Annotated in this window: 24 protein-coding genes and 1 pseudogene; 10 read left to right on the top strand and 15 right to left on the bottom strand. The window is 62.9% G+C overall.

The annotated features are described in order from the left end of the window. Positions 1-346: 346 nt before the first annotated feature. On the top strand, positions 347-1,465 hold the full coding sequence (locus tag ACTWPT_RS42600) for an IS630 family transposase (RefSeq protein WP_443183239.1): 1,119 nt from the start codon (positions 347-349) through the stop codon (positions 1,463-1,465). A gap of 56 nt (positions 1,466-1,521) precedes the next feature. On the opposite strand, the pseudogene ACTWPT_RS42605 reads toward ACTWPT_RS42600, so the two are convergent. From ACTWPT_RS42605 to ACTWPT_RS42635, 7 genes and pseudogenes are all read right to left on the bottom strand, one after another. Next, positions 1,522-1,752: pseudogene (locus tag ACTWPT_RS42605) on the bottom strand (helix-turn-helix domain-containing protein); the annotation flags it as partial. Then, complete coding sequence (locus ACTWPT_RS42610; RefSeq protein WP_443183240.1) at positions 1,662-3,035, bottom strand: replication initiator; 1,374 nt, start codon at positions 3,033-3,035, stop codon at positions 1,662-1,664. The pseudogene ACTWPT_RS42605 and the gene ACTWPT_RS42610, both read right to left, overlap by 91 nt. Positions 3,036-3,250: 215 nt before the next feature. After that, the gene (locus ACTWPT_RS42615; protein WP_305921205.1) at positions 3,251-3,412 is read right to left on the bottom strand and encodes a hypothetical protein; all 162 of its coding nucleotides are present in this window, start codon (positions 3,410-3,412) and stop codon (positions 3,251-3,253) included. Between the two features lie 18 nt (positions 3,413-3,430). Next, on the bottom strand, positions 3,431-3,772 hold the full coding sequence (locus ACTWPT_RS42620; protein ID WP_443183241.1) for a hypothetical protein: 342 nt from the start codon (positions 3,770-3,772) through the stop codon (positions 3,431-3,433). A gap of 20 nt (positions 3,773-3,792) precedes the next feature. Beyond that, entirely contained in the window at positions 3,793-4,455 is a 663-nt protein-coding gene (locus ACTWPT_RS42625; RefSeq protein WP_443183242.1) for a DUF2637 domain-containing protein, read from the bottom strand. A 12-nt stretch (positions 4,456-4,467) separates the two neighbouring features. After that, complete coding sequence (locus tag ACTWPT_RS42630; protein WP_443183243.1) at positions 4,468-5,787, bottom strand: FtsK/SpoIIIE domain-containing protein; 1,320 nt, start codon at positions 5,785-5,787, stop codon at positions 4,468-4,470. Next, the gene (locus tag ACTWPT_RS42635) at positions 5,780-6,109 is read right to left on the bottom strand and encodes an SCO3933 family regulatory protein (protein ID WP_394496402.1); all 330 of its coding nucleotides are present in this window, start codon (positions 6,107-6,109) and stop codon (positions 5,780-5,782) included. Before ACTWPT_RS42635 ends, ACTWPT_RS42630 begins: the two co-directional genes overlap by 8 nt. Before the next feature lie 109 nt (positions 6,110-6,218). On the opposite strand from ACTWPT_RS42635, the gene ACTWPT_RS42640 reads away from it, so the two are divergent. Continuing rightward, positions 6,219-6,584, top strand: a complete 366-nt coding sequence (locus tag ACTWPT_RS42640) for a GntR family transcriptional regulator (RefSeq protein ID WP_433002446.1) — start codon at positions 6,219-6,221, stop codon at positions 6,582-6,584. On the opposite strand, the gene ACTWPT_RS42645 is transcribed toward ACTWPT_RS42640, so the two are convergent. Next, positions 6,544-6,735 (bottom strand): hypothetical protein, encoded by a 192-nt coding sequence (locus tag ACTWPT_RS42645; protein WP_443183244.1) that lies wholly within the window; start codon positions 6,733-6,735, stop codon positions 6,544-6,546. The genes ACTWPT_RS42640 and ACTWPT_RS42645 overlap by 41 nt on opposite strands. Next, the gene (locus ACTWPT_RS42650; protein ID WP_443183245.1) at positions 6,732-6,938 is read right to left on the bottom strand and encodes a hypothetical protein; all 207 of its coding nucleotides are present in this window, start codon (positions 6,936-6,938) and stop codon (positions 6,732-6,734) included. The genes ACTWPT_RS42645 and ACTWPT_RS42650 overlap by 4 nt, the downstream gene beginning before the upstream one ends. Before the next feature lie 151 nt (positions 6,939-7,089). Between ACTWPT_RS42650 and ACTWPT_RS42655 the strand changes: the two genes are divergently transcribed. The 4 genes from ACTWPT_RS42655 (at position 7,090) to ACTWPT_RS42670 (ending at position 10,178) form a co-directional block, all read left to right on the top strand. Beyond that, positions 7,090-7,830 (top strand): XRE family transcriptional regulator, encoded by a 741-nt coding sequence (locus ACTWPT_RS42655; RefSeq protein ID WP_443183246.1) that lies wholly within the window; start codon positions 7,090-7,092, stop codon positions 7,828-7,830. Between the two features lie 3 nt (positions 7,831-7,833). Beyond that, positions 7,834-8,310, top strand: a complete 477-nt coding sequence (locus tag ACTWPT_RS42660) for an NUDIX hydrolase (RefSeq protein WP_443183247.1) — start codon at positions 7,834-7,836, stop codon at positions 8,308-8,310. Between the two features lie 63 nt (positions 8,311-8,373). After that, entirely contained in the window at positions 8,374-8,832 is a 459-nt protein-coding gene (locus ACTWPT_RS42665) for a hypothetical protein (protein WP_443183248.1), read from the top strand. Positions 8,833-9,212: 380 nt separating this feature from the next. After that, on the top strand, positions 9,213-10,178 hold the full coding sequence (locus tag ACTWPT_RS42670; protein WP_443183249.1) for a hypothetical protein: 966 nt from the start codon (positions 9,213-9,215) through the stop codon (positions 10,176-10,178). On the opposite strand, the gene ACTWPT_RS42675 is transcribed toward ACTWPT_RS42670, so the two are convergent. The 3 genes from ACTWPT_RS42675 to ACTWPT_RS42685 all read right to left on the bottom strand — a co-directional run bounded on the left by ACTWPT_RS42675 (position 10,082) and on the right by ACTWPT_RS42685 (position 11,514). Further along, on the bottom strand, positions 10,082-10,627 hold the full coding sequence (locus ACTWPT_RS42675) for an HD domain-containing protein (protein WP_443183250.1): 546 nt from the start codon (positions 10,625-10,627) through the stop codon (positions 10,082-10,084). The genes ACTWPT_RS42670 and ACTWPT_RS42675 overlap by 97 nt on opposite strands. Positions 10,628-10,694: 67 nt before the next feature. Further along, positions 10,695-11,156, bottom strand: a complete 462-nt coding sequence (locus tag ACTWPT_RS42680; RefSeq protein WP_443183251.1) for a GntR family transcriptional regulator — start codon at positions 11,154-11,156, stop codon at positions 10,695-10,697. 4 nt (positions 11,157-11,160) lie between these two features. Next, positions 11,161-11,514, bottom strand: coding sequence for a hypothetical protein (locus ACTWPT_RS42685; protein WP_443183252.1), 354 nt, complete (start codon positions 11,512-11,514; stop codon positions 11,161-11,163). Between the two features lie 157 nt (positions 11,515-11,671). On the opposite strand from ACTWPT_RS42685, the gene ACTWPT_RS42690 reads away from it, so the two are divergent. After that, positions 11,672-12,400, top strand: coding sequence for an XRE family transcriptional regulator (locus tag ACTWPT_RS42690; protein WP_443183253.1), 729 nt, complete (start codon positions 11,672-11,674; stop codon positions 12,398-12,400). 213 nt (positions 12,401-12,613) lie between these two features. On the opposite strand, the gene ACTWPT_RS42695 is transcribed toward ACTWPT_RS42690, so the two are convergent. Beyond that, positions 12,614-14,125: a hypothetical protein gene (locus ACTWPT_RS42695; RefSeq protein ID WP_443183254.1), complete on the bottom strand. Its 1,512-nt coding sequence runs from the start codon at positions 14,123-14,125 to the stop codon at positions 12,614-12,616. 772 nt (positions 14,126-14,897) lie between these two features. Here ACTWPT_RS42695 and ACTWPT_RS42700 point away from each other — a divergent pair. Together ACTWPT_RS42700 and ACTWPT_RS42705 are read left to right on the top strand one after the other, a co-directional pair. Next, positions 14,898-17,276 (top strand): hypothetical protein, encoded by a 2,379-nt coding sequence (locus tag ACTWPT_RS42700; RefSeq protein WP_443183255.1) that lies wholly within the window; start codon positions 14,898-14,900, stop codon positions 17,274-17,276. A gap of 3 nt (positions 17,277-17,279) precedes the next feature. Continuing rightward, positions 17,280-18,281 (top strand): hypothetical protein, encoded by a 1,002-nt coding sequence (locus ACTWPT_RS42705; protein WP_443183256.1) that lies wholly within the window; start codon positions 17,280-17,282, stop codon positions 18,279-18,281. 7 nt (positions 18,282-18,288) lie between these two features. Here the strand turns inward: ACTWPT_RS42705 and ACTWPT_RS42710 are convergent, their stop codons facing one another. Both ACTWPT_RS42710 and ACTWPT_RS42715 read right to left on the bottom strand, forming a co-directional pair. Beyond that, a complete protein-coding gene (locus ACTWPT_RS42710; protein ID WP_443183257.1) occupies positions 18,289-19,452 on the bottom strand; it encodes a hypothetical protein in 1,164 nt (387 codons plus the stop codon). Between the two features lie 250 nt (positions 19,453-19,702). After that, positions 19,703-21,028 carry a serine/threonine protein kinase gene (locus ACTWPT_RS42715; RefSeq protein ID WP_443183258.1) on the bottom strand — a complete coding sequence of 442 codons (1,326 nt, stop codon included), beginning with the start codon at positions 21,026-21,028 and terminating at the stop codon, positions 19,703-19,705. Positions 21,029-22,259: 1,231 nt separating this feature from the next. Between ACTWPT_RS42715 and ACTWPT_RS42720 the strand changes: the two genes are divergently transcribed. Beyond that, positions 22,260-22,895 carry a hypothetical protein gene (locus ACTWPT_RS42720; protein ID WP_443183259.1) on the top strand — a complete coding sequence of 212 codons (636 nt, stop codon included), beginning with the start codon at positions 22,260-22,262 and terminating at the stop codon, positions 22,893-22,895. Positions 22,896-23,043 lie beyond the last annotated feature (148 nt).

Consider the following 23,043-nt stretch of genomic DNA (forward strand, 5'->3'; position numbering starts at 1 on the left):
ACGCGGTTCGGCAGCCCGCCGAGTCCGCCACCGCTCCCCACCGCCGCGTGGATCAACCCGCCAACCCCACAAGCGCTCATAGCGTCCAAATAGCAGGAAGCTGTCTCAAAGATCTTGACAGGTACCGCTTCACCACGCCATCGCGGAGCTTTGGCGTCCTTCTCTTGCGTGGTGGCTCGTCCGGGGTCCCGATTAGCGTCTTGGTCATACTGCGTCCTCCTTCTTCGTTAGTGCGGTGACCACATAGGTTCACCGGGCCGCGGACACACCCGACGGCTTGCGCAGGCTTCGCCGGATTCTGCTTCAGTGTCGTATCGACATGCGCGATGACGGCAGGAGGATCCGTATGGCCGAACCTGTGCGAGCACGGCGGTTGTCCGATCAGGAGGGACAGACCCTGCAACGACTTGTCCGGCGAGGCCGGCACGAGTCGATCCGGGTCCGGCGAGCGCTGATCATCATGGCCTCGGCCAGTGGCACACCGGTGGCGGCGATCGCGCAGCTGGTCGCGGCCGATGAGGACACCGTGCGAGACGTCATCCACGCCTTCAACGAGCGGGGACTGTCCGCGCTGGACCCTAAGTGGGCGGGTGGCCGTCCCCGCCGCATCACCTCGAACGATGAGGACTTCATCGTCGCGACGGCCAGGACGCGCCCGGAGAAGCTGGGCCGTCCCTTCACCCGGTGGAGCATCCGCAAACTCGTCGACTACCTGGCCGACAACCCGGTGCGGACCGTGCTGGTCGGGCGTGAGCGGCTGCGGCAGTACTTACGCGAGCACAAGATCTCCTTCCAGCGCACCCGAACCTGGAAGGAGTCCGCCGACCCCGACCGGGACGCCAAGCTGAACCGGATCGAGGAGGTCACCACCCGCTTCCCGCAGCGGTGCTTCGCCTTCGACCAGTTCGGGCCACTGTCCATCCGGCCCCAGCCCGGCTCCGGCTGGGCGCCCGAGGGCAAACCCGAACGACAGCCGGCCACCTACACGCGCACCCATGGCGTGCGCTACTTCCACGGCTGCTACAGCCTGGGCGATGACCAGTTGTGGGGAGTCAACCGCGAGCGCAAGAGCGGCGCCAACACCCTGGCCGCGCTCAAGAGCATCCGCCACGCCCGCCCGGACGGCGCACCGATCTACGTCATTCTGGACAACCTGTCGGCCAACAAGACCCCCGCCATCCGCGCCTGGGCCGCCGCGCACAAGGTCGAGCTGTGCTTCACCCCGACCAGCGCCTCCTGGGCCAACCCGATCGAAGCGCAGTTCGGACCGCTGCGCACCTTCGTGATGAGCAACTCCGACCATCCCAATCACACGGTGCAGACCCGAAAGCTCCAGGCCTACCTGCGCTGGCGCAACGCCAACGCCCGCCACCCCGACGTCCTGGCCGCCCAACGCCGCGAACGCGCCCGCATCCGCAGCGAGAAACAGCGCCGCTGGGGACGACCACCCGCCCAAGCCGCGTGATCAACCACCACCCCGGTGAACGTTCGTGGCCACCCCATTAGGTGGGTGATGAAGTCGTTGAGGGCGGAGACAGGGATGCGGCGGGAGCCGTCGATCCGCAGTGAGGCAACCGCTCCGGTTGCGAGCAACTGGTAGAGCTTGCTGCGTGAGATCGCCAGGGCCTGGGCTGCCTCAGGAACGGTGAGGAGTAGCCGAGTCATAGGCGGCTCTCCGCGAGCGGCGCGTTCGATATGGCGGCGGCGATGATTTGATCTCCGAGGCTGTAGCCCTTGCCTGCGTAGGTCCATTCGCTGATCACGAGGACGGTGTCCTCCTCGAAGAGCGGCAGGCGTCCATGAGTGACCTCTTCGGTGTGAACGAAGCGCTCACGCGCCGCTCGGAGTTCGCCGAGCGTGGTGGAGTAGCGGCGGGATCGGGTGGAGAAGTGGCCGCGGAAGCCGAGCATGTGGGCCCATTTGGCAAGGCGGAGTTCGGCCAGGTCCTCGATGGTGGCGAGGCGCAGGCATTCGGCGATCAGGCGTTTGGGGTGTTCGCGGAGGTTGAAGGCGTCGAGGTTGCCGAGGGGGTGGATGCGGCGGTCGAGGGTGCCGACGCATTCGGCCGCCTTGGTCGCGTATTTGGCGATGTAGCCGGCGACGGCTTGTTCGGTGAGGTCGCCGTTGAGCGTGATGGGGCGGAGGTCGAGCTGTTGGCCCCACTTGAGAAGGCGGGCGGGTTGGTCGTCGATGGCAGGGACCAGGGCGCTGACGACCTGTGCCGCGTGCCGTACGGCTTGCGTCAGGGCATCGGTGGTGGCCCAGGGCGGTGGCGGCGCGGCTGGACCGCCGGGGCCGTCGAGCCGGATGACGGCGTGGAAGTGGACGACGCCGCGGCGCTGGTATTCGGCGACCTTGGCGAAGGAGACGGTGAGGTGTTCACGGAGGTCCTTGAGGGTTAGGCCGCCGAGCTTGGCCAGGCGGCGGCGAAGGGAGTCGGCGAAGCGCTTCCACAGCAGTGGCGCCAGGGCGTTGAACAAGACTGAGCCGGTGTAGTCGTAGCAGTCCGGGCACAGCGGCTCACCAAGGTGGGGGTCGTCGGGGCAGTGCTTGGCTGTGCAGGACATGACGCGGCCGTGTGGGCAGGTTTCGGCGTTGCGGCGGGCGTGGCAGGGCAGGACCTTGCCGTTTTGCTCACGTCGAGTGTGGACCGTTCCAAGGCTGGGTGCGGTGAGGGTGACGAACAGCGTGGGATGTCCGGTGACGCTCTCGGGCACGCCCTTGCCGCCGATCAGGCCCGCACGGATGAGGTGGTAGGTGTCGGCGCGGTAGATCTCGGCGCAGGCCGGGCAGCGGGAGGCGCGGCGGGTCTTGCAGGGCAGGCGGAGGATTCCGTCGGGTTCGTTGCGGGTGGTGTAGCGGTGCAGGAGTTGGCCGGTGGCGCGGTCGTAGTGTTCGACCTTGCCGCGCAGGTGGATGGGCTGGCGGCAGCCGCCTGTGGCGCGGATCTGGGCGGCCCACCGGTCGTAGTCCGGGGCGTTCAGTCGGGCGATCACGCCCGCAAGGGCGTGCGGGTTGGTGGTGCATGCAGGCAAGATGGAAGCCTCCTTTCACTCGTTCGGGTGAGGGGATGGCCCCCGACCTGGCAGTCGTCTTGGCGGATGTGCGGCCAGGCCGGGGGCGCTGCGCGTTATGCGCCGTGGTTGTTGATGCCGGTGCCGTCGCAGTCGCGGCATTGGTTCCGGTCGTTGTCGATTCCGGTGCCGTTGCAGGTGCAGCAGCGGTAATTGATGATCTCGATCAAGGCTGATCACCTCCTTGGGCGCGGTGTCGTGGTGAGGTAAATGCGCCAGTGGGACGGCCTGGAGCGGTCGGGATAGAGCCGTGAGGCACCGGTGACGGTGAAGTTCAGGCGCAGGCGGAACAGGGCGTCGATGACTTCGGCACGGGTGCCGTCGAGGCGAATGCGCATGGTCGTTTCTCCTGGTGGTCAGGTGGTGGGTGTCGGGTCGGGCTGGATGCAGCCGGAGTAGCTTCGTTCGGCGGCGTGGAGGGCGCGGGCGGCGGTCAGGACGGCCACGGCCCGGTACTCCACTGGCCCGAAGCAGACCGTGGTGGCGTAGTGGCCGTACGGGGAGTCCTCGAAGTCGATGCGGGAGCCGACGTGCGCGGCGATCTGGTCGATCTCGGCGCGCATGTCGGCGTCGCTGTCGTACTCGGGGAAGTGGTGGACGACGACGTGAGAGGAGACGGGCACCTCGGGGTGGGCCTCCAGGAAGGCGGCCAGGTCGAGCAGGCCGTTGATGAGGTCAGTGCGGCGGTTGCGGGTCATGGGGTGATCTCCCTTCTGTGTTAGGCGGTGCGCAGGGTGCGGAGTAGGTCCGAGGCGAGTTGGTTGGACACGCCCAGGTGGGCGCGCAGGGCGTCGCGGGTGATGGGCTTGCCGTGCTTGGCCTGGTGTTCGTCGGCGACACGGCGGGCGTAGTCGACGAGTGCGGGCGCGGGACGGTCCTCCTGTTCGTCCTGGCGCTCGTCCTCGTCCTGCTCGTCGGTGGGGACGAGTTCCGGGACGGCGGACGGGGTCAGGACGGGTGAGGACGAGACTTCCGGGATCTCCGTTGTTTCAGGACGGGCGTGAGATGCGCGACGTTCGAGCATCGAGACGGCGAGCAGGAATGCGCCGGCCGGGGTGGCGGCGGTGATCCAGCCCCAGACGGTCGGGGCGGCTTGGGCGAGGTTGGCGGCCAGAGACAGGACGATTCCGCCGACGAGGACCAGGACGGGCCACGAGACGAGGCCGCGCGGTGCTCGTCCGGTCTTCTTGTCGCGTTGGCGTTCGCGGGCGGCCATGACGCAGGTCAGGTCGATGCAGACGGCGATGGCCCAGGACATCCAGCCGGTTTGGCCGTGCTCGGCGGCGGTGTCGCGGATGTGGGTGAACGATCCGGCACCGGCGATGATGGCCAGGACGAGCACCGGGCCGGTGTCCAGCAGCCAGCAGGCCAAGCGTCGCATCGTCCTCTCCCTTCAGGCGTTGATGGACTCGGGTAGGTGGCTGGTGATCTCGTCCCAGGCCGGGGCGAGGTCGGCGTAGGTACGGGCGGCGTGTTCGGCGGTCTGCTCGGTGACGTAGAAGGAGCGGGCGCGGTACCACTGGCCGTCCTGACCGGCGACGATGGCGACGCCGGGTGTCTCGGCAGGGATGGCGCGAGCGGAGACGAGGGCGGCTGGGTCGAGGTCGCCGAGGGTCATGGTGGCGGTCTCCGGGTCGTTGACCCGGTGGCAGATCCGGCCCGAGCACTGAGCTCGCAGCGCGGTGACGCCGGGGCCGAGGTCGGAGCCGATACGTTGGCCGCAGCAGAACAGGTAGATGCCGAACGCCCGCCCGAGTTGCGCGACCCGTAGCAGCGCGGTCGAGGTCTTGGCGATCTCGTCCTTCTCGCTTTTGTCGGCCATCAGGTACAGCTCGGCCAGCTCATCGACCAGGACGACGATCGGCGTTGGGCGGATGCCGGGCGGGAGCTGCCAGATGTTGCGGGCACCTCCCTGGCGGCACAGTCCCATCCGATCGACCATCAGGCCGACGAGGTCATCCAGCAGCGTGACTGTCTCGGCGCGCGAGGTGGCCAGCGCGGACAGGCGCGGGCTGTAGGGCGTGAACTCGACCCCGCCTTTGAGGTCGAAGCCGACCAAGGCCACGGGTTGCGGAGACAGCCCAACGATCAGAGCGTTGGCGAGGTTCGACTTGCCGGACTGGGTCGCGCCAGCGTTCAGCCAGTGCGGCACGGTCCGGAAGTCGATGGTCCACGGCTTGCCGTTCTCCAGCCGTCCCACGGTGACCTTGAGCAGGTCCGTCGGGGCGGGCAGTTGATCGACCTTGACCAGCGGGTCTCGCATGGTGGCCATCAGCACCACCCGCCCGGGCCGGGGCGAGGAGGCGCGGATGGCGTGCACGCCCCAGGAGTGCGCCAGGCGTTCGGCGGCGTCGGCGTAGTCGCCGGGTGTCTGGCCTTCCAGGGTGTGCAGGGTGACGCGCCAGCCGTGCCGGGTGGGCAGAGGCAGCCACATGAACGGCTTGGTGTCCACCGCGATGCGCTGGAACCGACGCTTGACCCGTACGACGCCGGTGGAGGCGACCATGCCCGGCACGGTGGTGAACCAGAAGCGTTGCCGCTTCTTGGTCAGTCCGCAGCCGAGGGCGACTCGTCGCCAGGACGCGAGTACGGACAGGGCGATGATCGGGTAGCCGACCACCAGCCAGAACGATTGATGGTGCCAGCGGCGCCAGGCCCACAGCCCGGCCGCGACAGCGGCCAGGACTGTGAGCAGGACGGGCGCGTCACGCATCGGCGCTCTCCCGCACGGGGAGGAGGGCCGAGGCGCGGTAGCTGATGCCCCATCGGCCGGCGATCTCCCAGACGTAGCCGAGCAGGCCGACCGGGTTGACCTGATCGCCGACGTTGATGGGCGGCTCTCCGGTGGTGGCGATCTTGACGAGTTCGATCCGGCCGAACTCGTCCTCTACCGAGACGGTGACCTCGAAGACGGTGTTGCCGTTCTTATCGGTCTTGATCTCGCCGGTGTCGCGGTTGAGCACCCGCGGACGCGGGGCCTTGACGCAGGTGATGGCGAGCTTGCTGACATCCACAGGGATGGGAACGGAACGCATGGGCTGTGACCTCCTTATTCGTCCTAGCCAACATAGTTAACCTAGTTGGCTCAGTTGTCAACGTCCTCTCGGTTGGCTTGGTTGAGGTTTCGTGGTGTGATGGATCGCGATGGTCGAGAAAACCGGGCGGCCCGGCTACCTCCAGATCGCCGACGATCTCCGAGCGCAGATCCGAGGCGGTTCTCTCGCGCCCGGCACTCCCCTGCCGTCCACCGCGCAACTCGCCGAGCAGTACGACGCCTCGCTGTCGGTGGTGAAGATGGCCGTCGGCATCCTGCGGAACGAGGGCCTGGTGATCGGCCAGCAGGGCAAGGGAGTGTTCGTCCGCGACACCGACGCCGCACCCGCTGGCGACCTGGCGAGCGAGGTGACCGAGTTGCGCTCCGCCGTTCGCGACCTTTCGGAACGCCTTTCACGTGTCGAGGAGCAGTTGGCTACGTCCACGACACGCCGCCCCGGGCGTAGCAGCCGGTAACCTTCCGCGCCAGCGACGCAGACGCTCCGTTCGGGCGCTGACGCAGGTTCAGGGCCTTGTCCTCGCGGCGGATGCCGATCAGGACCATGGTGTAGCCCGCCAGCAGCGTGACGCCGAGGACTCCGGCGATGATCAGCGGGATCGCGGTCATGACCAGATCACCCCTGCCGCAGCCAGGCCGCGAGGAGCCCGCGGGGGACGGCGGGTCTCACCGCGCCGCCTGCTGCCCTTGCGCTTGGCCGTCTGCTTCCTGAGCCAGCGGTCCCGGGCCCGGCACTTGCGGCAGAGTTCCCGCCCTTCGTCGAGCAGTGCCCCACACGAGCAGGTGGGCTCCGGGTAGATGTCGTGATTCATGGTGATCACCTCTCCTTTCGGTCGCTCCGGTGTTGCCTTGCGACACCAAGATTGCGACGGAGAGTTAGGGCGAGATCACTACACGACGGGACATGTTCAAGACGTCCGGCCTACGATGTCCAGGTCCCCGGACGTCCCCGGAGCAGGTGATATGGCGAACGAACGGCTACGCGCCGCCCTCCTACAAAAGGGCGTGAGCATCACCGACCTGGCCAACGCGATCCAGGTTGACCCCAAGACGGTCGAACGGTGGATCACCAAGGGCCGAGAGCCGTACCGAAAGCACCGCTTTGCGGTGGCTTCCTACCTCGGCACCGAGGAGACCTACCTCTGGCCAGAGGCGCTGACCCGCGAACAAGTCGCGGCAGCCTCAGAGTCCGAGATCGTCACCGTCTACCCACACCGCTGGGCCGTCCCGAGGGACGTGTGGGGACGACTGTTCGCGAGCGCGTCCGAGGAGATCGGTGTGCTGGTCTACAGCGGGTTGTTCCTCGCCGATGACACCGGCATGGTCCGCATGTTCGGCGACAAGGCCGACGCCGGAGTACGGGTCCGCATCCTGCTCGGCGACCCCGACTGCGCCGAGGTGGCCCAGCGCGGCAAGGACGAGGGCATCGACGACGGCATGGCCGCAAAGATCCGCAACGTCCTCGTCCTCTACCGGTCCCTACGAGAGCGGGAGAACGTCGAATTCCGGCTGCACGCCACAGTGCTGTACAACTCGATCTACCGCGCCGACGACCAATTCCTCGTCAACACCCACGTCTACGGCGTCCCCGCCGGCAACGCGCCGGTGCTGCACCTGCGTAAGGTCATCGGCGGGGACATGGTCGCCACCTACGCCGAAAGCTTCGAACGCGTCTGGGACTGCGCCCGACCAGTAGGGTCCTGAGCCATGGCCAAGCGGATCGACTACTACGACGACCCCGACGCCCCAGCACCCAACAGCCTGGTCCCGTCTGTGAACGTCATCGTCACCAACGCCGCGAACGACATCTTGATGATCCGCCGCAGCGATAACGGCAACTGGGCCGTGCCGGGCGGTGCGATCGACCTTGGCGAGTCGATCCCGGCGGCAGCCGTACGGGAAACCGAGGAAGAGACCGGCATACTCTGCGAGATCACCGGCCTAGTCGGCACCTACAGCGACCCTAAGCACGTCATCCTCTACACGTCGAACGGCGAGGCTCGCCAAGAGTTCTCCCTGGTACTCACCGCCCGCCCTGTCAGCGGCGAACCGACGCCGAGCAGCGAATCTCGCGAAGTCCGCTGGGTCCCCCGTGACCGGGTCGCCGAGCTGCAGATGGACAGGTCGATGCGGATGCGGATCGAGCACTTCCTAGCCGAAACCGACCTGCCGTACATCGGCTGATCTCCACGCTGCGGAAGGGTGGTGCCGACCGCGGCTAACGAGCAGAAGTGGGGGCTGTAGCCAGTGGGTGACAACATCACCGAGGCGTTGATGTGGGACGGCGTGCAATGCATGATCAGCGTCTTCGTGGTCCACACCGGCGAGACGGCGCCCGCACTGGATTTCCATGCAGGCCAGGTCGTGCCCCGGCAGGTAAGGGTCTACCAACTCGAGGACGAGGATGATCGTCTGCCAGGGAGGCGGTTGATCGAGTACGACCTGATCTTCGATGAGGTTCCTGGTGAACTGGCCGGGTATCTGGACGTCTGCCTTCGGCGGGCCTGCGAGGCAGGCCCGGTGGCTTGGTTGGGCTTCGAAGGCTCCTTCCACTTCGACCACTTGCTGACCCCGGAGATAGCGGCGCAGATTTACGGGGTCTGCACCGCGGGCGCACCCGTGGAGCTGGCACTGGAGGAAGAGGAACGAACCCGCCCACGATGGCGGGAGGTGCTCCGGCGCCACGCGGACGCGCTCGCCTCCTGACTCTTCACTGGGCGGGCCCCCTGGTGGGCGTCGCCCTGCCGCGCCGACCGTCGTCACGAAACCCGGTCGCGGACCAACGACCACCGTGGGACGCCAGGCCGCATCACCTGCGAGATCATCGGCCTCGTCGGGACCTACAGCGACCCCCGCCACGCCATTCTCTACACCAGCAACGCCGAGGCCCGCCAAGGGTTCTCCATCGTCCTCACCGTCTGAGCCATCAGCGGCGAGCCGACCCCAGCGACGAATCCCGCGAAGTCCGATGGGCGCCACGTTACGAGGTTCTGTCGTTGCCTATGGATCGGTCGATGCGCATGCGGATAAAGCACTATTTGAGCGGTTCCACTGTGCCCTACATCGGTTGATGTCATCGTTGGCTCATGGGGAAGGATCTTGTCCGGGGCGCTGGTGTGGGGCTGGTGGTAGGTCTCGGACTCGGGTATCCGGTGTCGCGGCTGTACGAGGAGGACATGGAGGCGTACACCGTCCTGCCCGGGGTGGTTGTGGGAGTATTGCTGGCCATCCCTGCCGGCGTGTTGCTCTCCGTGGTGCTGAGGATCGTGCACCCGATCCGCAGCGCGTTGCTCGCGCCCGTGTTGTTGCTGGTGTTGAACAACGCGGTGGATCTGGCTGTGCCGAGTCCCCGTCCCCATCTGGCCTGGTTCGGATTCACCGTGCTGGCCGTGGTGAGTTATGCGAGCGCCGCCGGAGTGTTTAGTACGGCGTCGCTGTTGGCCCGGGCCATCGCGGCTGTGGTCGTGTGCACATGCGTGATCATGACGGCGACGATCGAGCAGAGACGGATGGAGGCCAGGAATCAGCAGCATCGTGAGGACTTGATCGCCTCCTACAACGAATCTCTTCCGCTGGCAGTGCCTGACGAGGGCCCTGGACGCACACTGGTCGGTGTGTGGACCATCGCCGACGACGTCTTGGCGCTCGACTACGCCAAGGACCGGCAGAGCGAGCCCGATGTCATGGTCCGTATCAGCGGCAGTGGTGATCCACGCAAGGAGTGCGCGGCGTGGGAACGAGATTCTGGATCCTGCCAGCGGTTGTCGGCGGATCGATGGCTATCCGAGACGGAGGCGAATGGCAGAAGGGTGCTGTTCGCCAAGGTGGGGCGCCTACTCGTCGAGGTGGACTCGACCGCTCTGAGTCCTGACGACGCCCTTGCTGTGGGCACCAGGCTACGTGCGGTCAGCGCAGTACCTCGTCGACTTCGAGGCACCGCAGAGATGATCGTCGGTCAGCCCTTGAGAGCGGACTGGATCGAATGCACGGCGGCCATGATGCACGGGGTCGAAGCGGTGATCGAGCGGCTGACCACATGTTCGGGGCCGTAGCGGGAATGGATCTCGGCTAGCCGCTCAGTGACGTCAAGGTGCGTGCCGTCCGGGCCGGTGGTCATGTCGCAGTAGGTCAGCGCCTCGACCAACTCCGGGCGTTCCTCGTCGAATTCGGACGTGAGCGCGTCGAACAGGTTGCGGTTGAGCGCCTCGTTGACCGCGCAGGAGTGGTGCGCGACCAAGCGGCACAGCGTGTCATCAGCCTTGACGACATCGCGCAGATAGCGGGCCCCGTCGAGCGGATGAAACCCGGTGTCTACCAGGTCCGGGGCGTACCCGATGTCATGCAGGTACGCCGCGGCGATCAAGGTGTCGGTCTCCTCACCGAGAATCGGAGTCAACGATGCCGCCCTCTCGGCGACGCCCTGCGTGTGCGCCCAGCGCCGTGGCAGGGCCGTAGCTAGGAGATCTTTGGCCAGGTCACGCGCCCATTCAGCTTGTCCCACACTCCCCACGATAGACATGCCGGACATGGGCGGATCTAGGCGGCAAAGCCGGACGTCTCAAGACGTCCTACGCCGAAGGGCGAACAAAGCGGCCCCGTCCATGCTCGGCCACGACCAGACCGTCACGTTCCAGCACGGCGAGCGCCTGCCGCACCGTATTGCGCGAGGCCCCGTAACGCCGTCGTAGTTCCGCCTCACTCGGCAGCGCACTACCGGGTTGCGGCTCCCCGCGTTCGATACGGGCGCGCAACTCTGCGGCGATCGCCAGATAGCGGTACGGCGCACTCTGCTCGCCAATCGCGGCCACAACCCGCCCCTTGGAAGGAATGGTCGTGATCAGCCCTTCCTCTTCCAGGAGCGCCAGACCGCGCCGTACGGTGTTGCGAGCTACACCGAACCTCGCGCACAGCTGCGCCTCAGAAGGCAGCGCACTGCCCGGCGGGAACTCCCCAGTGACGATCTGCTCACGAAGGCGATCGGCGACCTGTGTGTAGACCTGCCCGCCGGTCAGCCACCTGTCGGTGGCCACTGGGTCAGCCACGGTAAGCATCGACGATCTTGTTCAGGTCGATGCTGAGTTCGCCCTGCTCGCCCTCGCGCCACCCTTCCCGCGCGGCCTGCTCGATCCGGTCCACCGCGCCCGACATCTTGAGGAACGACACCCGCTCGTCTCCCTGATCTCCCCAGTAGAACCAGCAGAACGGCAGATGCACGAACACCCGCCGCATCCTGCATCGGCTGTCGGTCACATCGAGAGCCGGCCGCCCGTCCTCGGCCACCACCAGCACCGCCACGACCTCACGCATGGCCAGCCGCTTACCCAGCTCGGTCAGCAACCGCTGCGCGTACGCCTTCTGCTGCTCCTTGACGGTCTGACTCGTCCGCATGCTCACCCTCCTGACTGCAGATACGTCCGATCTGCTGCTCGCGATCGAGGGTCGCTCCACAGCAGGGGGCCGGAACACCGCAACTCCGGGACGTCTAGGGACGTCTCGTGTTAACGTCCCAGCAAGGACGGCATCCGGAGAGGAGCAGGCCACCCCCATGAACGACAACCTGCGCCACGCGATGGCCGCCGCCCGCCTCCAAGCGATCGACCTCGCGAGCGCACTCGCCGTTGACCCCAAGACCGTCCATCGCTGGCTCAAGGGCCGCATCCCCTACCCACGCCACCGCTGGGCCGTCGCCGACCTCCTTCAGGTCGAGGAAGCCGACCTCTGGCCCGAAGTCACCCGGAGGCACCGCGCTTTCAACGACGAGGTCCAGGCCATCTATCCGCACCGCTGGGCGGTTCCACGCGCCACATGGCGACACCTGTTCCAGTCAGCCACGCGCGAGATCGGCATCCTCACGTACAGCGGGCTCTTCCTCGCCGAGGACACCGGCATCATCCGCCTCTTGGTCAATCAAGCCCGCGCAGGCGTGAGGGTACGCGTCCTGCTCGGCGACCCCGATGCCCCCGCAGTGGCGACGCGTGGCGCCGACGAGGCAATCGGCTCGACCGTCATGGCCGCCCGAGTGAGGAATGCGCTGACCCTGTACCAACCCCTCGCCGGTATTGAGAACGCCGAGATCCGCCTCCACCAAACGGTGCTCTACAACTCGATCTACCGCGCAGACGCCGAGCTGCTCGTCAACAGCCACGCCTACGGCACACCCGCAGCCCAAGCGCCCGTCATCCGCCTCCGCGCCGTCGAACCGGAAGCAGCCGCCGCAACCTACCTGGCGAGCTTCGAACGCGTCTGGGCCGATGCAAAGACGTCCACGCAGTAGGCGCCGGATCAGCCGGAACCCCCAATGTCGCCAAGGAAGACCAAGGGGAACAGCAGTTTCAACCACCGGCGCTCTACCGTTCGTGATCAAGATGCTACCCCTTGGGACATGCGACGACCACGGGATCCGCTAGGTCGGCGGGAACGGCTGAGCCGGCATACGCCCGCGGCCATCTGCCGATAGATCTCCTGCCAGGCGGGGTCCCCTCCGCGGTTAGGGCACCAGCTTCGACATCACCACGGGCGGCAGCGATGGATTGGCGGCCGCCGCCTCGACCACCCGCCATTCATCATAGGCGAGCAACTCGACGATGACCTGTGGCGGCAGGGCCGGATGACCGGCAGCGATAGGCCTGGCCTGCCAGTCAGACAAGCAAGCCAGCAGCGCTGGCGCCGTCGCGTTACGGTGCCGGGCGACCTCGCGCAATGCTTTTTGCACCGGCGGCCGGTGCCGGGTCAGTTCTTCCAACAACGCTGGTGAGGCATCCGGGTTCTTGGCCACCCTGGCGACGACCCGCACTCCATGCCTGTCGATCATGGCCCGTAGTTGTGCTTCGGACAGGGCTGGGTGTGGCGCGATGGACTTGACCACCTTGGCGTCGGGATCGGCGGCCAGTGCATCACGGATCTCAGGTGGCAGATCACGCCGTTCGGCCAGCAGCATCCGCAGAGCGGGGTTCGGCGAGGCGGCCAGGTTCTCGATCTCAACGCGCGAGGCGGCGGCGATCCGCGGCAGCAGAGCGGAGCCGATCCTGGCGGTGCCCGCCAAGCCGCTGAGCACCTCCAGCGGCACGCGCGGATTGCGAGCGAGGGCGCGTTGCACGTCCGCAACCGGGTCGGCGGCCAGTACGCGGATCAGGTCGTCATCGATCGCGGGATTCTCGGCGAGAGCCGCGCGGACACCGGGTTCCGAGCTGCCAGCGAGGCATTCGTATATTGCCGTAGGTAGGTCGGGGCGGACGGCCAGCGGCCAGCGCAGCAGCATTGAGGGATGGTCGACGAAGCCGAGGACAGCCGCGGCGGGCGTGGCCGGATTCCACAGCACCCTCAGGTGCGTCCGATAAACGGTGGACTCGTGGGAGCCGTCACATGCGGCATCCGGTGGCAGGTCGCAGTCGGGTCGAGGGCAGTGCGGATCGTGGGTGAACGGCGTTTCCTCACGGTCGCAGACCAGACACCGCCGCGCCGGAGGTAGCCCCTCACCGGTGATCAGCGCGGCCAGCACCGCCGGCGGTGTCGCTTCGTTGTCGGCCACCGCGCGGCGGACTTCGGCATGCGGATGCTCCGCGAGCCGGGCTGCCATGTCCGGTGTCGCCTGCAACGCGAGTTCGGCGACGACTCGGATGTCCGTATCCGCTGCGAGGATCTCCTGCACCTCGGACGGCAGGTTCGGGCAGGCGGCGAGCTTCTCTCGGTGGTCGACGATCGGATCGGACGCAAGCAGGCGTGCCCATGCCGGGCGGCCTGCGCCCTCGACGAGCAGGGCCAGGGCGGCGAGTGGTTGCGTCACGGGATTGATGTCGTCGCCCGTGAGCAGGCGGCGTTCCGCGAGTCGCGCGACGCTGTATTCAGTGCGTGAGGCCAGCGCGACCGCTTGCGCGCGGGTGAGGTCTTCTCGCTCGGCCAGATCGACGGCAATGTCCTCGTCGGCGATCGCGATCAACCGACCGAGCAGTTCGGGTGGCAGGGCTGGATTAACGGCGAGCCCGCGCAGGACAGGGGTCACGGGACCATCCTGCCCGGGCCGTGATCACATGGCTCGTGATTATTTCTGTGATGGCGGCGACTCCCCTCACAGCCGTCGCCTCGCTGTGCACGGGACTTTGGACACCCGTGCAGGCAGGTTGGGAAATCGACACCCGCCACGTCATCCAATACACAAGCAACGACGGAGGTCCGGCAGGAGTTCTCTCTCGTCCTCACGGCCCGGGCCGTCAGTGGCCAGCCGACCCTGAGTGCGGAATTCCGGGAGGTGTGCTGGGTACCGCGGCACGAACTCGACAGCTACGGCATGCAACCCGCCCATAGACCGCAAGCCATGATGTCTAGGCAATGATGTCTAGGCCATGATCAGAAAGCAACTTCTCTGTACGTGATCAAGGGCAGTCCGCCTGCGGCGACCTGCGCTGCGTCGTGTGGCATCTGGCCGCGCTGCGGCTCTTCGGCCGGTCGCGGCCAGAGCCACCGACGCAACCAGTAGCGCAGTCGCCACAGAGTGGACAGACAGGCCAAAAAAGGACCTTACAGTCCGACGCCGTCGACGACGGTCTGTCCATAAGGCTTGCGGCTTAGTAGGATTACACCCCTACACTTCGAGGAGAATCAGCAGCACATGACTCCCGAGAGCAACCATGTAGTCGGGGTATTGCGAGAGGTAGATAACGCCGCAAGAAAGCGCCTAGCCCCGACCAGCGCCTACCTGCTAGACATGCCTTTGATTGAGGCATTGATGACGGAGCCGTTCGACAAGCAGGACACCCTTGGGAGGCTGATGCAGCATGCGGATAACGATTGATGCAAAGCCGCGAAGAGGGCTCAGGGTTATTCAGGAGATACCGAACATCCTACTTTGCCGCATCGAAGGCTACAACGGCATGGGAAAAACAAGCGCGATAAAATTGTTGCAACTATGCGTTGGAGATCAGCCGTTTGCCGGGCAAGAAGCAGCATGGCAGACTTTCAGAGATCAGCTATCTGATACAAGCATCAGAATCACAGACTTGAAGGGCGCCAGCTCTGTAGAGTGGGAGATTAACCCGTCTCAATGGCCCGTCACGCCGGAACCCCTAGGAAACTCTGTGGGGCGGATATTGATTGACGGTAGTTCTAGAGATATAACGCACGTCCGCGAACTACTCGAAATACACCACATCCGAGCGGACGAAACCATCTCTAACATGCTTGCCAAGTATGCTGAGAAGTCACGCGACCACCTGAGGGGCTGGCTTGATACGCATGGTAAGCCGAGGCAAGTAGAACTCGACAGTGCTCTCACCTACATACAGGACCTGATTACAGCTGCGTCTCCTGCACAACTGCCTCTTGAGATTCATAAGGCAGACGCTGCCCGTGCGGAAGCGGCAGCAGTGAACCAGCAACTAGTAGCGCTAACCGAACAGGTGGAGCTACTAAAGAAGGCTGTGGCTGTCTCTGAGAAGCTCGACCAAGTTCGCGGGCGCGGACCAGAGCTTGATGAGAAGTTGGCTGAGCTCGATCGAGCGCGACGTGAACTCGTAGAGCAAAAGGCACGCCTCGACGAGGAAATTAAGCATGCCAGCGAGCGTCAGCAAAGAGATACCGAGGCAGAGAAGGAGTTTAGCCTAGCTCAGAAGCATTTCGCACGCCAGGAGACCAAGGTTGTAGAAGCAGAAACCGAGCTGCGTATCGCGTGCGAAGGCGCCGGCATTGCGGCATCGAAGCCATCAATTGAACAGGCTCGAAAGGCCGCGGCCAAGCGCCTCAAGGATTTGGTGGCGTTGCAGCCCCAAGTGAACGCTACACCCCTCCTTATAAATCTTCTCCGAGACTTGTTGTCACCACTTCATCAGGCTGAGCAGGATGACCTTGGAGAGCAGACTCTGCTTGAGGAACTGGGGGCCCAAACCCAGATTACTGTGACAACGCTGCGCGAGGCGGTGGCGCGCCAGCTCGAAGCCTTTGAACAGCAGCGGCCTACCTCAAGTGCTGAGGAGCTTGCAGCCAGCATCGATATGGCGAGAGCCAAACTCACAAAACTCGTCGATCTTGATGCTCTATTGCAGAAAGTCGACACCACACGTGACACAAAGAAGCGAGCATCCGAGCGTCTCAGCACCGCAGCGGCAAACCTACCTCCGACCACCGCGCGGGCTCTAAATGACCTGCTCACCCAGCGTAATAACATAGATGATAGGGTCACCACGCTACAAGGGCAGCATGCACGTTTGCAGCAGGCGAGGGAACTCCTCGGCGGCGGCCAATCAGAAGATGCACTACTAGCAGAACTCCTGCGCCTTTGTGCATCGGCGGAAGTGGAGGCATCCCGTGTACGCCGTCGCCTGCAGGAAAAAGCTGAGGATCTAGATCGCCTCACCAAAAAGCATGCCCTTGCCGAACAAGCGGCAACCCGTGCAACCAGAGTGGCCTCTGAACGTCTGACCCAAGTTCACAGCGTTATCAAAGAACTTTCACAGGCGGAGAACTCATGGATCCGCCGGGTTTCACCTGGCATTGATGGACTTGAGAGGGCTACTCCACAAGTACAGGTGCAGGAACTGCAGAACATTCTTTCAGCAACAGAGTCGGCGCGTAATAGACTTGAACTCGCCATCAGCTCGGTGCAGGGTATAGCAGGAGCGCTGAACAGGACGGTTGACCTTTTGGAGAAACAGGAGGGAACAACCGGAACATGGAATGACTCAGTACGCCTATGGCTGGGTGAAGAAGTACGTAGGTGGTTCGACAACGACAACGTTAAACAGGCACTCTTTGAATCTGGCAGCAGCATCTTCCTGGATCCGCTGACGATGATCGTATCGTGGAAAAATGGAGACGGTGCGGATCAGCGGCGACCCCTAGCTGCATTCTCTAGTGGTCAGCAAGCACTCGCCTTCACACGTGCACGAATGGCGCAGCTAGATCGAGAGCCTCCCCGGGCTTCCAATAGGCTAATCGCCCTAGATGAATTCGGATCAGTCATCGACAGAGACGCAATGGCGTACCTGGCGAAATATCTTACTGAACGGAGCGTTGGGAAGCCTAGCGAGCAAGTTGTGGTTATCCTGCCGCTTCGTGAAGGCACACTGGATCACAGTCGTAAAGAAGCTCCAGAGCGTGTCAAAAGTCTAGAGCTTCGGGGATATTTCGCCGAACCTCTGCTTCTAGAACAGGCTCAATAGTCCATGAATCACATTACACTTTTTGGTCTACCTACAGTGCTTGCTGATTTGGAGGCTGCACTTCTCATCGAGGATCTTACGCATCTCTGGCAGCTGACTTACTCTGAACTCCCAGGCGACCTGGAAGCAGACCTCTCCAAGTGCAGGAAGTTTTTCGATCCGTCTCTGCGAGGATTTACGCTCCGGCAACGTCTGTCGGATATAGAAACAACGCCGGCCAGCGTGTACCAGCGGATGCATAAAAAGGGAGTGTCTCTTGTAGTTGATGTGGGCGAGAATCGGCTTATCGTTGGTGTTGAGGCTCGCCTTGCACTTGGCATACTGCGCAGCAAGAACCCAAATGAAGACCACGTGGTGATTGCTATGCAAGAGGTCATGGAGGCAGAAGGTAGGGCGCTTCAGCTTTATCGCACCTGGTGCATGGGAAAGCTAATCCAGACTGTTGACCTGAGCGCTGGCACGGGGAAGGAGGTTCTACAAGCTCCGTCAGTAGGTCTAGTGATAGCTCTCCTTATCAATCGATCCACAACACCTGAAACTGCCATCATTGACTACGGCGAGTCCTCTGAAGGCGCACTTATCGATCAAGCAATCCACCATGCGGCTATACGTTTCGCAGAGACGATCGCATCGGGCAGAAAGAAGTCTTCTTCAGAACATAAACTAACAGGCGGTTATATTCTCAGCGAAGCTCGTCGTCGGCTAGCGCATCGTCTAGTTACTGTCCCCCAACAAGAGGGGTCTGGCAGGTTGCTTTATGTGCCCGCACAATACCAAGATGAGGTAATCCGATTCATCGGCAAAGACCTTGCTCGCCGACCGCAATTGACTGAGGCGAAGCTCAGAGCTGGCATCGCTGAGCTCGTTAGATCCTTCCGTGCGATCGCCGAAGAACTTGCGTACCAATCCATGGTCCATGAACGTCCTGCGGATACGATCAAAGTCACCGACCGCATCGTATCCGCGTACGCGGATGCCCATGTGGAACAGGAAAGAGCCCAATAACGTTTGTCTAGGTTCGGCGGAAGAGCATCGCACGCTCGGTCAGCTCGATGTTGTGACGAGTCTGATTCTGCGCCCAACGCGCTCCACGCTTTCGCATGGTCACGTCTTTCTCTACTGTGAAGCCGTACTCTTCAGCAAGTTTACCGATGAGCGCGGGCGTGTCGACGTAGACACCATAGGGTGCGCTGTCTCCGATGAGCCATATGCTTAGAGCGTCCGGTTCAATAGCTGCTGCCAAATTCTTCAGCACCTGAGCCATCGCTGCGAAATAGTCTGGTAGAACTTGGTCGTATTCCTTTCCTCTCGGCCTAGCAGCTCTTTCGTCCTTCAGCGCAGCGATTAGCGGTGTAAGGTGGTCGCCGAATGTTCCTACCTGGAGGAGCTGCTGGACCGCCGCTTGTGCAGCAGGAGCGCTGCTCTGTTGGGTCGTTGCGGTTACCATATCAACTCGAACAGTGGCACACATCTCCGCCCAACTCGACGCATAACCCCAGAAGTACAGTTCCAACCGTGTTGCGTCTGCGTAATCGAAGTTATTCAGGTATGGAGGTGACGAGATGCACCCCTGACCGAGTTGCTCTTCGAGTGACCACGCGTCAGGATTTCGCGAGTCGCCGGCAACGACTCGGGACAGGCCTGCGTCCGCATCGGACCTAATCGCGATATCTTCGCTGATCCAGTGAACTCTTACCAAAAACCTCGAGATCGGGTCGGAATGTATAGGCTTTCTCGCGGCTGCAGGACGTTGATATGGCCAGCCCACTTTTACAGCAGCGACGTCTCGAAGAGTAGCGAGTAGGGCCCATCTGAGATACGGCTCCCACTTGACTCGACTACCCTGTTTTATTTCGTCACGCAGTGCCGTCAACTCGGCCAGAACTGGCCCTGTGAATGACCTTACTACCAGGTCTGTTTCTGTACTTTGGAGTCTCTCTATTCGCCTTTTTGTAGCCACAGCTTTCGTTCGAACAATGTCGGCGATACGAGTGGCCTCGTTCCTTAACTCTGTCGGAGGGCCCGGCGTTGGCCTGAGCTTGAGGTTGGCGAGTTCGGCGACGAGAGGATGGGCTTCTATTCCAAAAAAGCGGAGATGGGCGCTCTGGCATCCCGTGCCTATAACGCCTGATCCTGCGAAAGGATCAAGGATCAGTGAGTCGGGGGACAGGTTCAAGGCCGAAAGTAGATGTGCTGCATAGTCAGAGGCAAACCCGGCAGGATACCGAAACCAGCGATCAAATGAGGCCTTAGAGCTGGTGCCATGGCTACGCCCGCGGCCTGACGGAGTCTCCAAGACCCGTACGGGGTCTGGGTGAGCGTCCAGGAGGGGTCCGTGCTCGGAGGAGTGGATCTTGGGTAGCGTCACTAGTCTATTGCACCACGGCGGCGGTCATCATCGCCACGGCGCGCGTCGATTTTTTCGTTCACTGCACTAGAAGCGCGCTGAGAAGGTCACTGCGTGGTTGCCAAGTCCGCGCTTGCTTATAGTAGGTGACGAGGTCGCGTCGCGGTGTGAGGACTCGGTGCATGACCCTAGCTGCCGCTCCATCCAAGTCAGCAAGCCACTCAAGTGTCCGGTCCCGTTGCCGCCCGCTCTGGGTATACATATCCGCAAGGAAGTACTGGAGGGCGACGTCTTCAGCATGGCCTAGTTCATTCCCCTCGACCAGCGTTTGAAGGATAGCGTGAACGCATCCAAGGGGGGCGTCAACATAGGAGCTGTCGCGATCTCCCCAACTGTTGATGATATGCCAAGCCATCTGCTGTGCCAAGATGGATGCTTGTCGAGGCTCCGATACTGTCCAGTTGTGCAACTTAGCTGACGGAACTAGCGCAAGGCTGTCGAGATATACGTCGGCATCGTCCGTGTGCCCGAGAGCGAGAGTTACCAGGGCGCTTAAATCCTCTCTGCTCCCCGACAGGATGCCTGCGAGAAGTGTCCTGGCTCGGTCAGAGGGGGGTTGATCCTTACTTTCGAAGACTTGCTGCAGAAGCGTGCGAACGTCGCTCAATGAGGCCGGTCGATCTTCCGGTTGTGGCGCTGCGCATGCCCGTATGAACTGGCGCCAGTGTTGATTCTTTCCATCGGGTAGATGGTAGATGCCATGGACAGGCCACTTGCCGCTGAGAAACCACTCGGCTAGCCGCCCGATGCTATAAATATCTACCTTTTTGCTTGATTGATATTTAGCGTCCACCATCAGCTCGGGTGCACTAAAGCCAGGCGTACCTACTCCTTGACCGGTTACGGTCAGGGGTGGTGAGGAGCTGGTAGGGGGCCGCAAGACTAGGCCCCAGTCGGATATCACCCATCTGGGGCTTTGTGACTCAGGGACGCTTATCAGTGGGATGTTGTTCGGCGACAAATCTCTATGGATATGCTCCTGATTATGTGCTACATCAAGCGCTCTCGACACATCTACCAGCAGGCTTGCAAAATCGTCCTCACTTAGTTGTGGGCGGCGCGCGGTGAGGGTTCCTTCCGCCTGAGGCATTGTGTACCAGTGATAGCCGGGGTCAAAGTCCCACACCGGCATGATGTTTGGATGAGCTAGATCTCGCTGCGCGTTTATCTCTCTATAGAGTCGAGCCAGCGCGTCGGGTGTCGAATTACATCTCTTCAACGCCACCCGCAGTCCATCTTCTCGGCGGATGGCGCCTCTAACCTCTGCGTATCCGCCTCGACCAAGCGTTTTAGGGTCCATCTTGTAGAGTATCCGCGGGTCAACGCTGTCTCCACGCTGCATCATGAGATCAGCGTAGGTGGCGGGCCTCTCCCACGGCAGAGGCTTCGGGCTTGTAATCCGTTCGATACAGCTGCAGGCGTCGGCTGCAGTCAGAGTGCCGGCATTGCGACTGCGGACTTCGGTGCCCCAGTTCTGCGGCGGGGCCGATCGTCGCCGTGCCTCTCCGCCGTGGGATCGTTGAGTCACGTCACCAGGTGACCATGGCTGAGGTGCTGAATTGCCCACGACGGGCGAGGTGGTCGCTATCGGTCGACCTTGCTGACACGGATCCAACCCGGGGCCTGGACGACTTCAGAGGGGAGTGGACAGGGATTGGGAGGCCGACATGCGCAATGAGCACGGCCCGGACGCGTACGCACGTTGATTGACAGCCTTGCCATGACTGCGGATAAGAAGGCGGCTTGGCGGCTGAGGCCGTGACGATCGCGGACTTCGGTGCCCGCCATGCGGGGTAGGGCGATCGACGCCGAGGCCCTCCTTCGTCGGACCCCGGCACCGGGGTGGCCATGGCAGAGATGACAGCAGTACGACCGCAACGTCCCCGCACGGTGACGAATCCGCGCCATCGTCCACACGCACCTGACCCAGCCGAGCAGGGTGATTGTTCGCCTGAAAGCGGACGGTCAGGGCTCGACTGGATCGCTGGCATCGGGCGGATGAGGAGGACCGCTGACGAGGCGGACTGCTGTACAGCAGTGGGGGAACCGTGAGGTAGCGCCAGCTCATTTCAAAATCAATGATGAAAGGTTAGATAATTCCGCACTTGAGGTAATCCATCAGGTCCTCACCGCCCCCACCATACGCGACCAAGTACGTCGGGAAGGGTGGGAGAGCCTGCTGCCCAGCCTCGGGCAGAAGCCCACCACTTGAACCATGCCGAGTTTGGTGGAGACTCTGATGAGCCCGGAACATGTACGGGATGACCATGTGGCTGCTCAGCCCAAGCCTCAATTGAGTCGCAATAGTACGCGTGAGGTCCCCGATAACTTTCGCCATAGACGATGCCCATACGCCTCAAGCGCTCTATGTGACAGCCGTGTTACTCGCCCAACGTTTCTACAAGATACAGACCTTCGCGTTACATTGACTGCTTCAGCCGCACGTTTCAGCATTCTAACTTGTGACATCCCGCAGAAGGTCACCCAAACACAAGTGTCGAGCGCCTACTAGCGACGGCACTCCCTGCAAGAATCTTGTAGCCGGACCTAATCAACGCTGCCATCTCCATAAAGGTTTGTCAGCGTTAGCGATCGGTGAACGGGCGAGGAAGCCCCCAAAGCCAGCTTCGCCTTACTCTAGACGGAGCCCCGCAAGCGCGCCTCCGCCTCTACCGCGCTCCAGCCTGCGCGCGCAGAGAGCCGAGGAACGCGAAAAACGACTGATCAAGGAGGCCATAGACTATTTCGAAATCGCCATTGAGAAGGGCGCCTTAGCTGCGGCCACCGATCGCGCCTGCGAATATGCCAGCAAAGAGACATGGGCCAAACTCACCAAACGCTGGAACGGGAAACGATGCCAAACGTTAGCGCAGATCGCGCGGGACGTTTTGGAGGGCAAAGAGCAGATTCACGCAGGCATTGGCAAGGTGGCCGGATTCCTCGTTGGACTATTTAAGGGAGGTTCATTAGAGCGGACTTTCGCCGCCGAGATTGTCAGCCGAATTCCCCTTCCTATCCTAGACGAGAAATTGACTGCAACGGCCCGCGGACTGCAAATCGTCGGCATAGGCGTATGCTGCATGCAGGGATACGATCTAAGTCGCTGTGCATGCTTCGTAGATGTGGCGAAGTTCGAAGGCAAGGCGCAGCTCAAGAAGCTAGTTCTGACAGGTGCGGAAGATTGGGCTTCGTTATCTACCTTCAGCCATTAGCGTTGGGCTCGGCGCAAACCAGACAGGCCGCGATGCGCATAGGCAGTCCAAGCGACTGTCAGTCAATCTGCATATAAAGGTGACAGAAGAACAAATTCTTTTATGTAGGCTTATGCTTGCCTGTGACACGCGCGAGACAAGCTCGGCC

It is taken from the genome of Nonomuraea sp. 3N208 (assembly GCF_052245935.1).
GTDB lineage: Bacteria > Actinomycetota > Actinomycetes > Streptosporangiales > Streptosporangiaceae > Nonomuraea.

What these genes read in the sequence shown, in the direction of transcription:
- ACTWPT_RS42600 (WP_443183239.1), top strand. Translation starts at nt 347, where the DNA reads ATGGCCGAACCTGTGCGAGCACGGCGGTTGTCCGATCAGGAGGGACAG.
- ACTWPT_RS42615 (WP_305921205.1), bottom strand. Translation starts at nt 3,412, where the DNA reads ATGCGCATTCGCCTCGACGGCACCCGTGCCGAAGTCATCGACGCCCTG.
- ACTWPT_RS42620 (WP_443183241.1), bottom strand. Translation starts at nt 3,772, where the DNA reads ATGACCCGCAACCGCCGCACTGACCTCATCAACGGCCTGCTCGACCTG.
- ACTWPT_RS42625 (WP_443183242.1), bottom strand. Translation starts at nt 4,455, where the DNA reads ATGCGACGCTTGGCCTGCTGGCTGCTGGACACCGGCCCGGTGCTCGTC.
- ACTWPT_RS42630 (WP_443183243.1), bottom strand. Translation starts at nt 5,787, where the DNA reads ATGCGTGACGCGCCCGTCCTGCTCACAGTCCTGGCCGCTGTCGCGGCC.
- ACTWPT_RS42635 (WP_394496402.1), bottom strand. Translation starts at nt 6,109, where the DNA reads ATGCGTTCCGTTCCCATCCCTGTGGATGTCAGCAAGCTCGCCATCACC.
- ACTWPT_RS42640 (WP_433002446.1), top strand. Translation starts at nt 6,219, where the DNA reads ATGGTCGAGAAAACCGGGCGGCCCGGCTACCTCCAGATCGCCGACGAT.
- ACTWPT_RS42645 (WP_443183244.1), bottom strand. Translation starts at nt 6,735, where the DNA reads ATGACCGCGATCCCGCTGATCATCGCCGGAGTCCTCGGCGTCACGCTG.
- ACTWPT_RS42650 (WP_443183245.1), bottom strand. Translation starts at nt 6,938, where the DNA reads ATGAATCACGACATCTACCCGGAGCCCACCTGCTCGTGTGGGGCACTG.
- ACTWPT_RS42655 (WP_443183246.1), top strand. Translation starts at nt 7,090, where the DNA reads ATGGCGAACGAACGGCTACGCGCCGCCCTCCTACAAAAGGGCGTGAGC.
- ACTWPT_RS42660 (WP_443183247.1), top strand. Translation starts at nt 7,834, where the DNA reads ATGGCCAAGCGGATCGACTACTACGACGACCCCGACGCCCCAGCACCC.
- ACTWPT_RS42670 (WP_443183249.1), top strand. Translation starts at nt 9,213, where the DNA reads ATGGGGAAGGATCTTGTCCGGGGCGCTGGTGTGGGGCTGGTGGTAGGT.
- ACTWPT_RS42685 (WP_443183252.1), bottom strand. Translation starts at nt 11,514, where the DNA reads ATGCGGACGAGTCAGACCGTCAAGGAGCAGCAGAAGGCGTACGCGCAG.
- ACTWPT_RS42690 (WP_443183253.1), top strand. Translation starts at nt 11,672, where the DNA reads ATGAACGACAACCTGCGCCACGCGATGGCCGCCGCCCGCCTCCAAGCG.
- ACTWPT_RS42700 (WP_443183255.1), top strand. Translation starts at nt 14,898, where the DNA reads ATGCGGATAACGATTGATGCAAAGCCGCGAAGAGGGCTCAGGGTTATT.
- ACTWPT_RS42705 (WP_443183256.1), top strand. Translation starts at nt 17,280, where the DNA reads ATGAATCACATTACACTTTTTGGTCTACCTACAGTGCTTGCTGATTTG.
- ACTWPT_RS42715 (WP_443183258.1), bottom strand. Translation starts at nt 21,028, where the DNA reads ATGATGCAGCGTGGAGACAGCGTTGACCCGCGGATACTCTACAAGATG.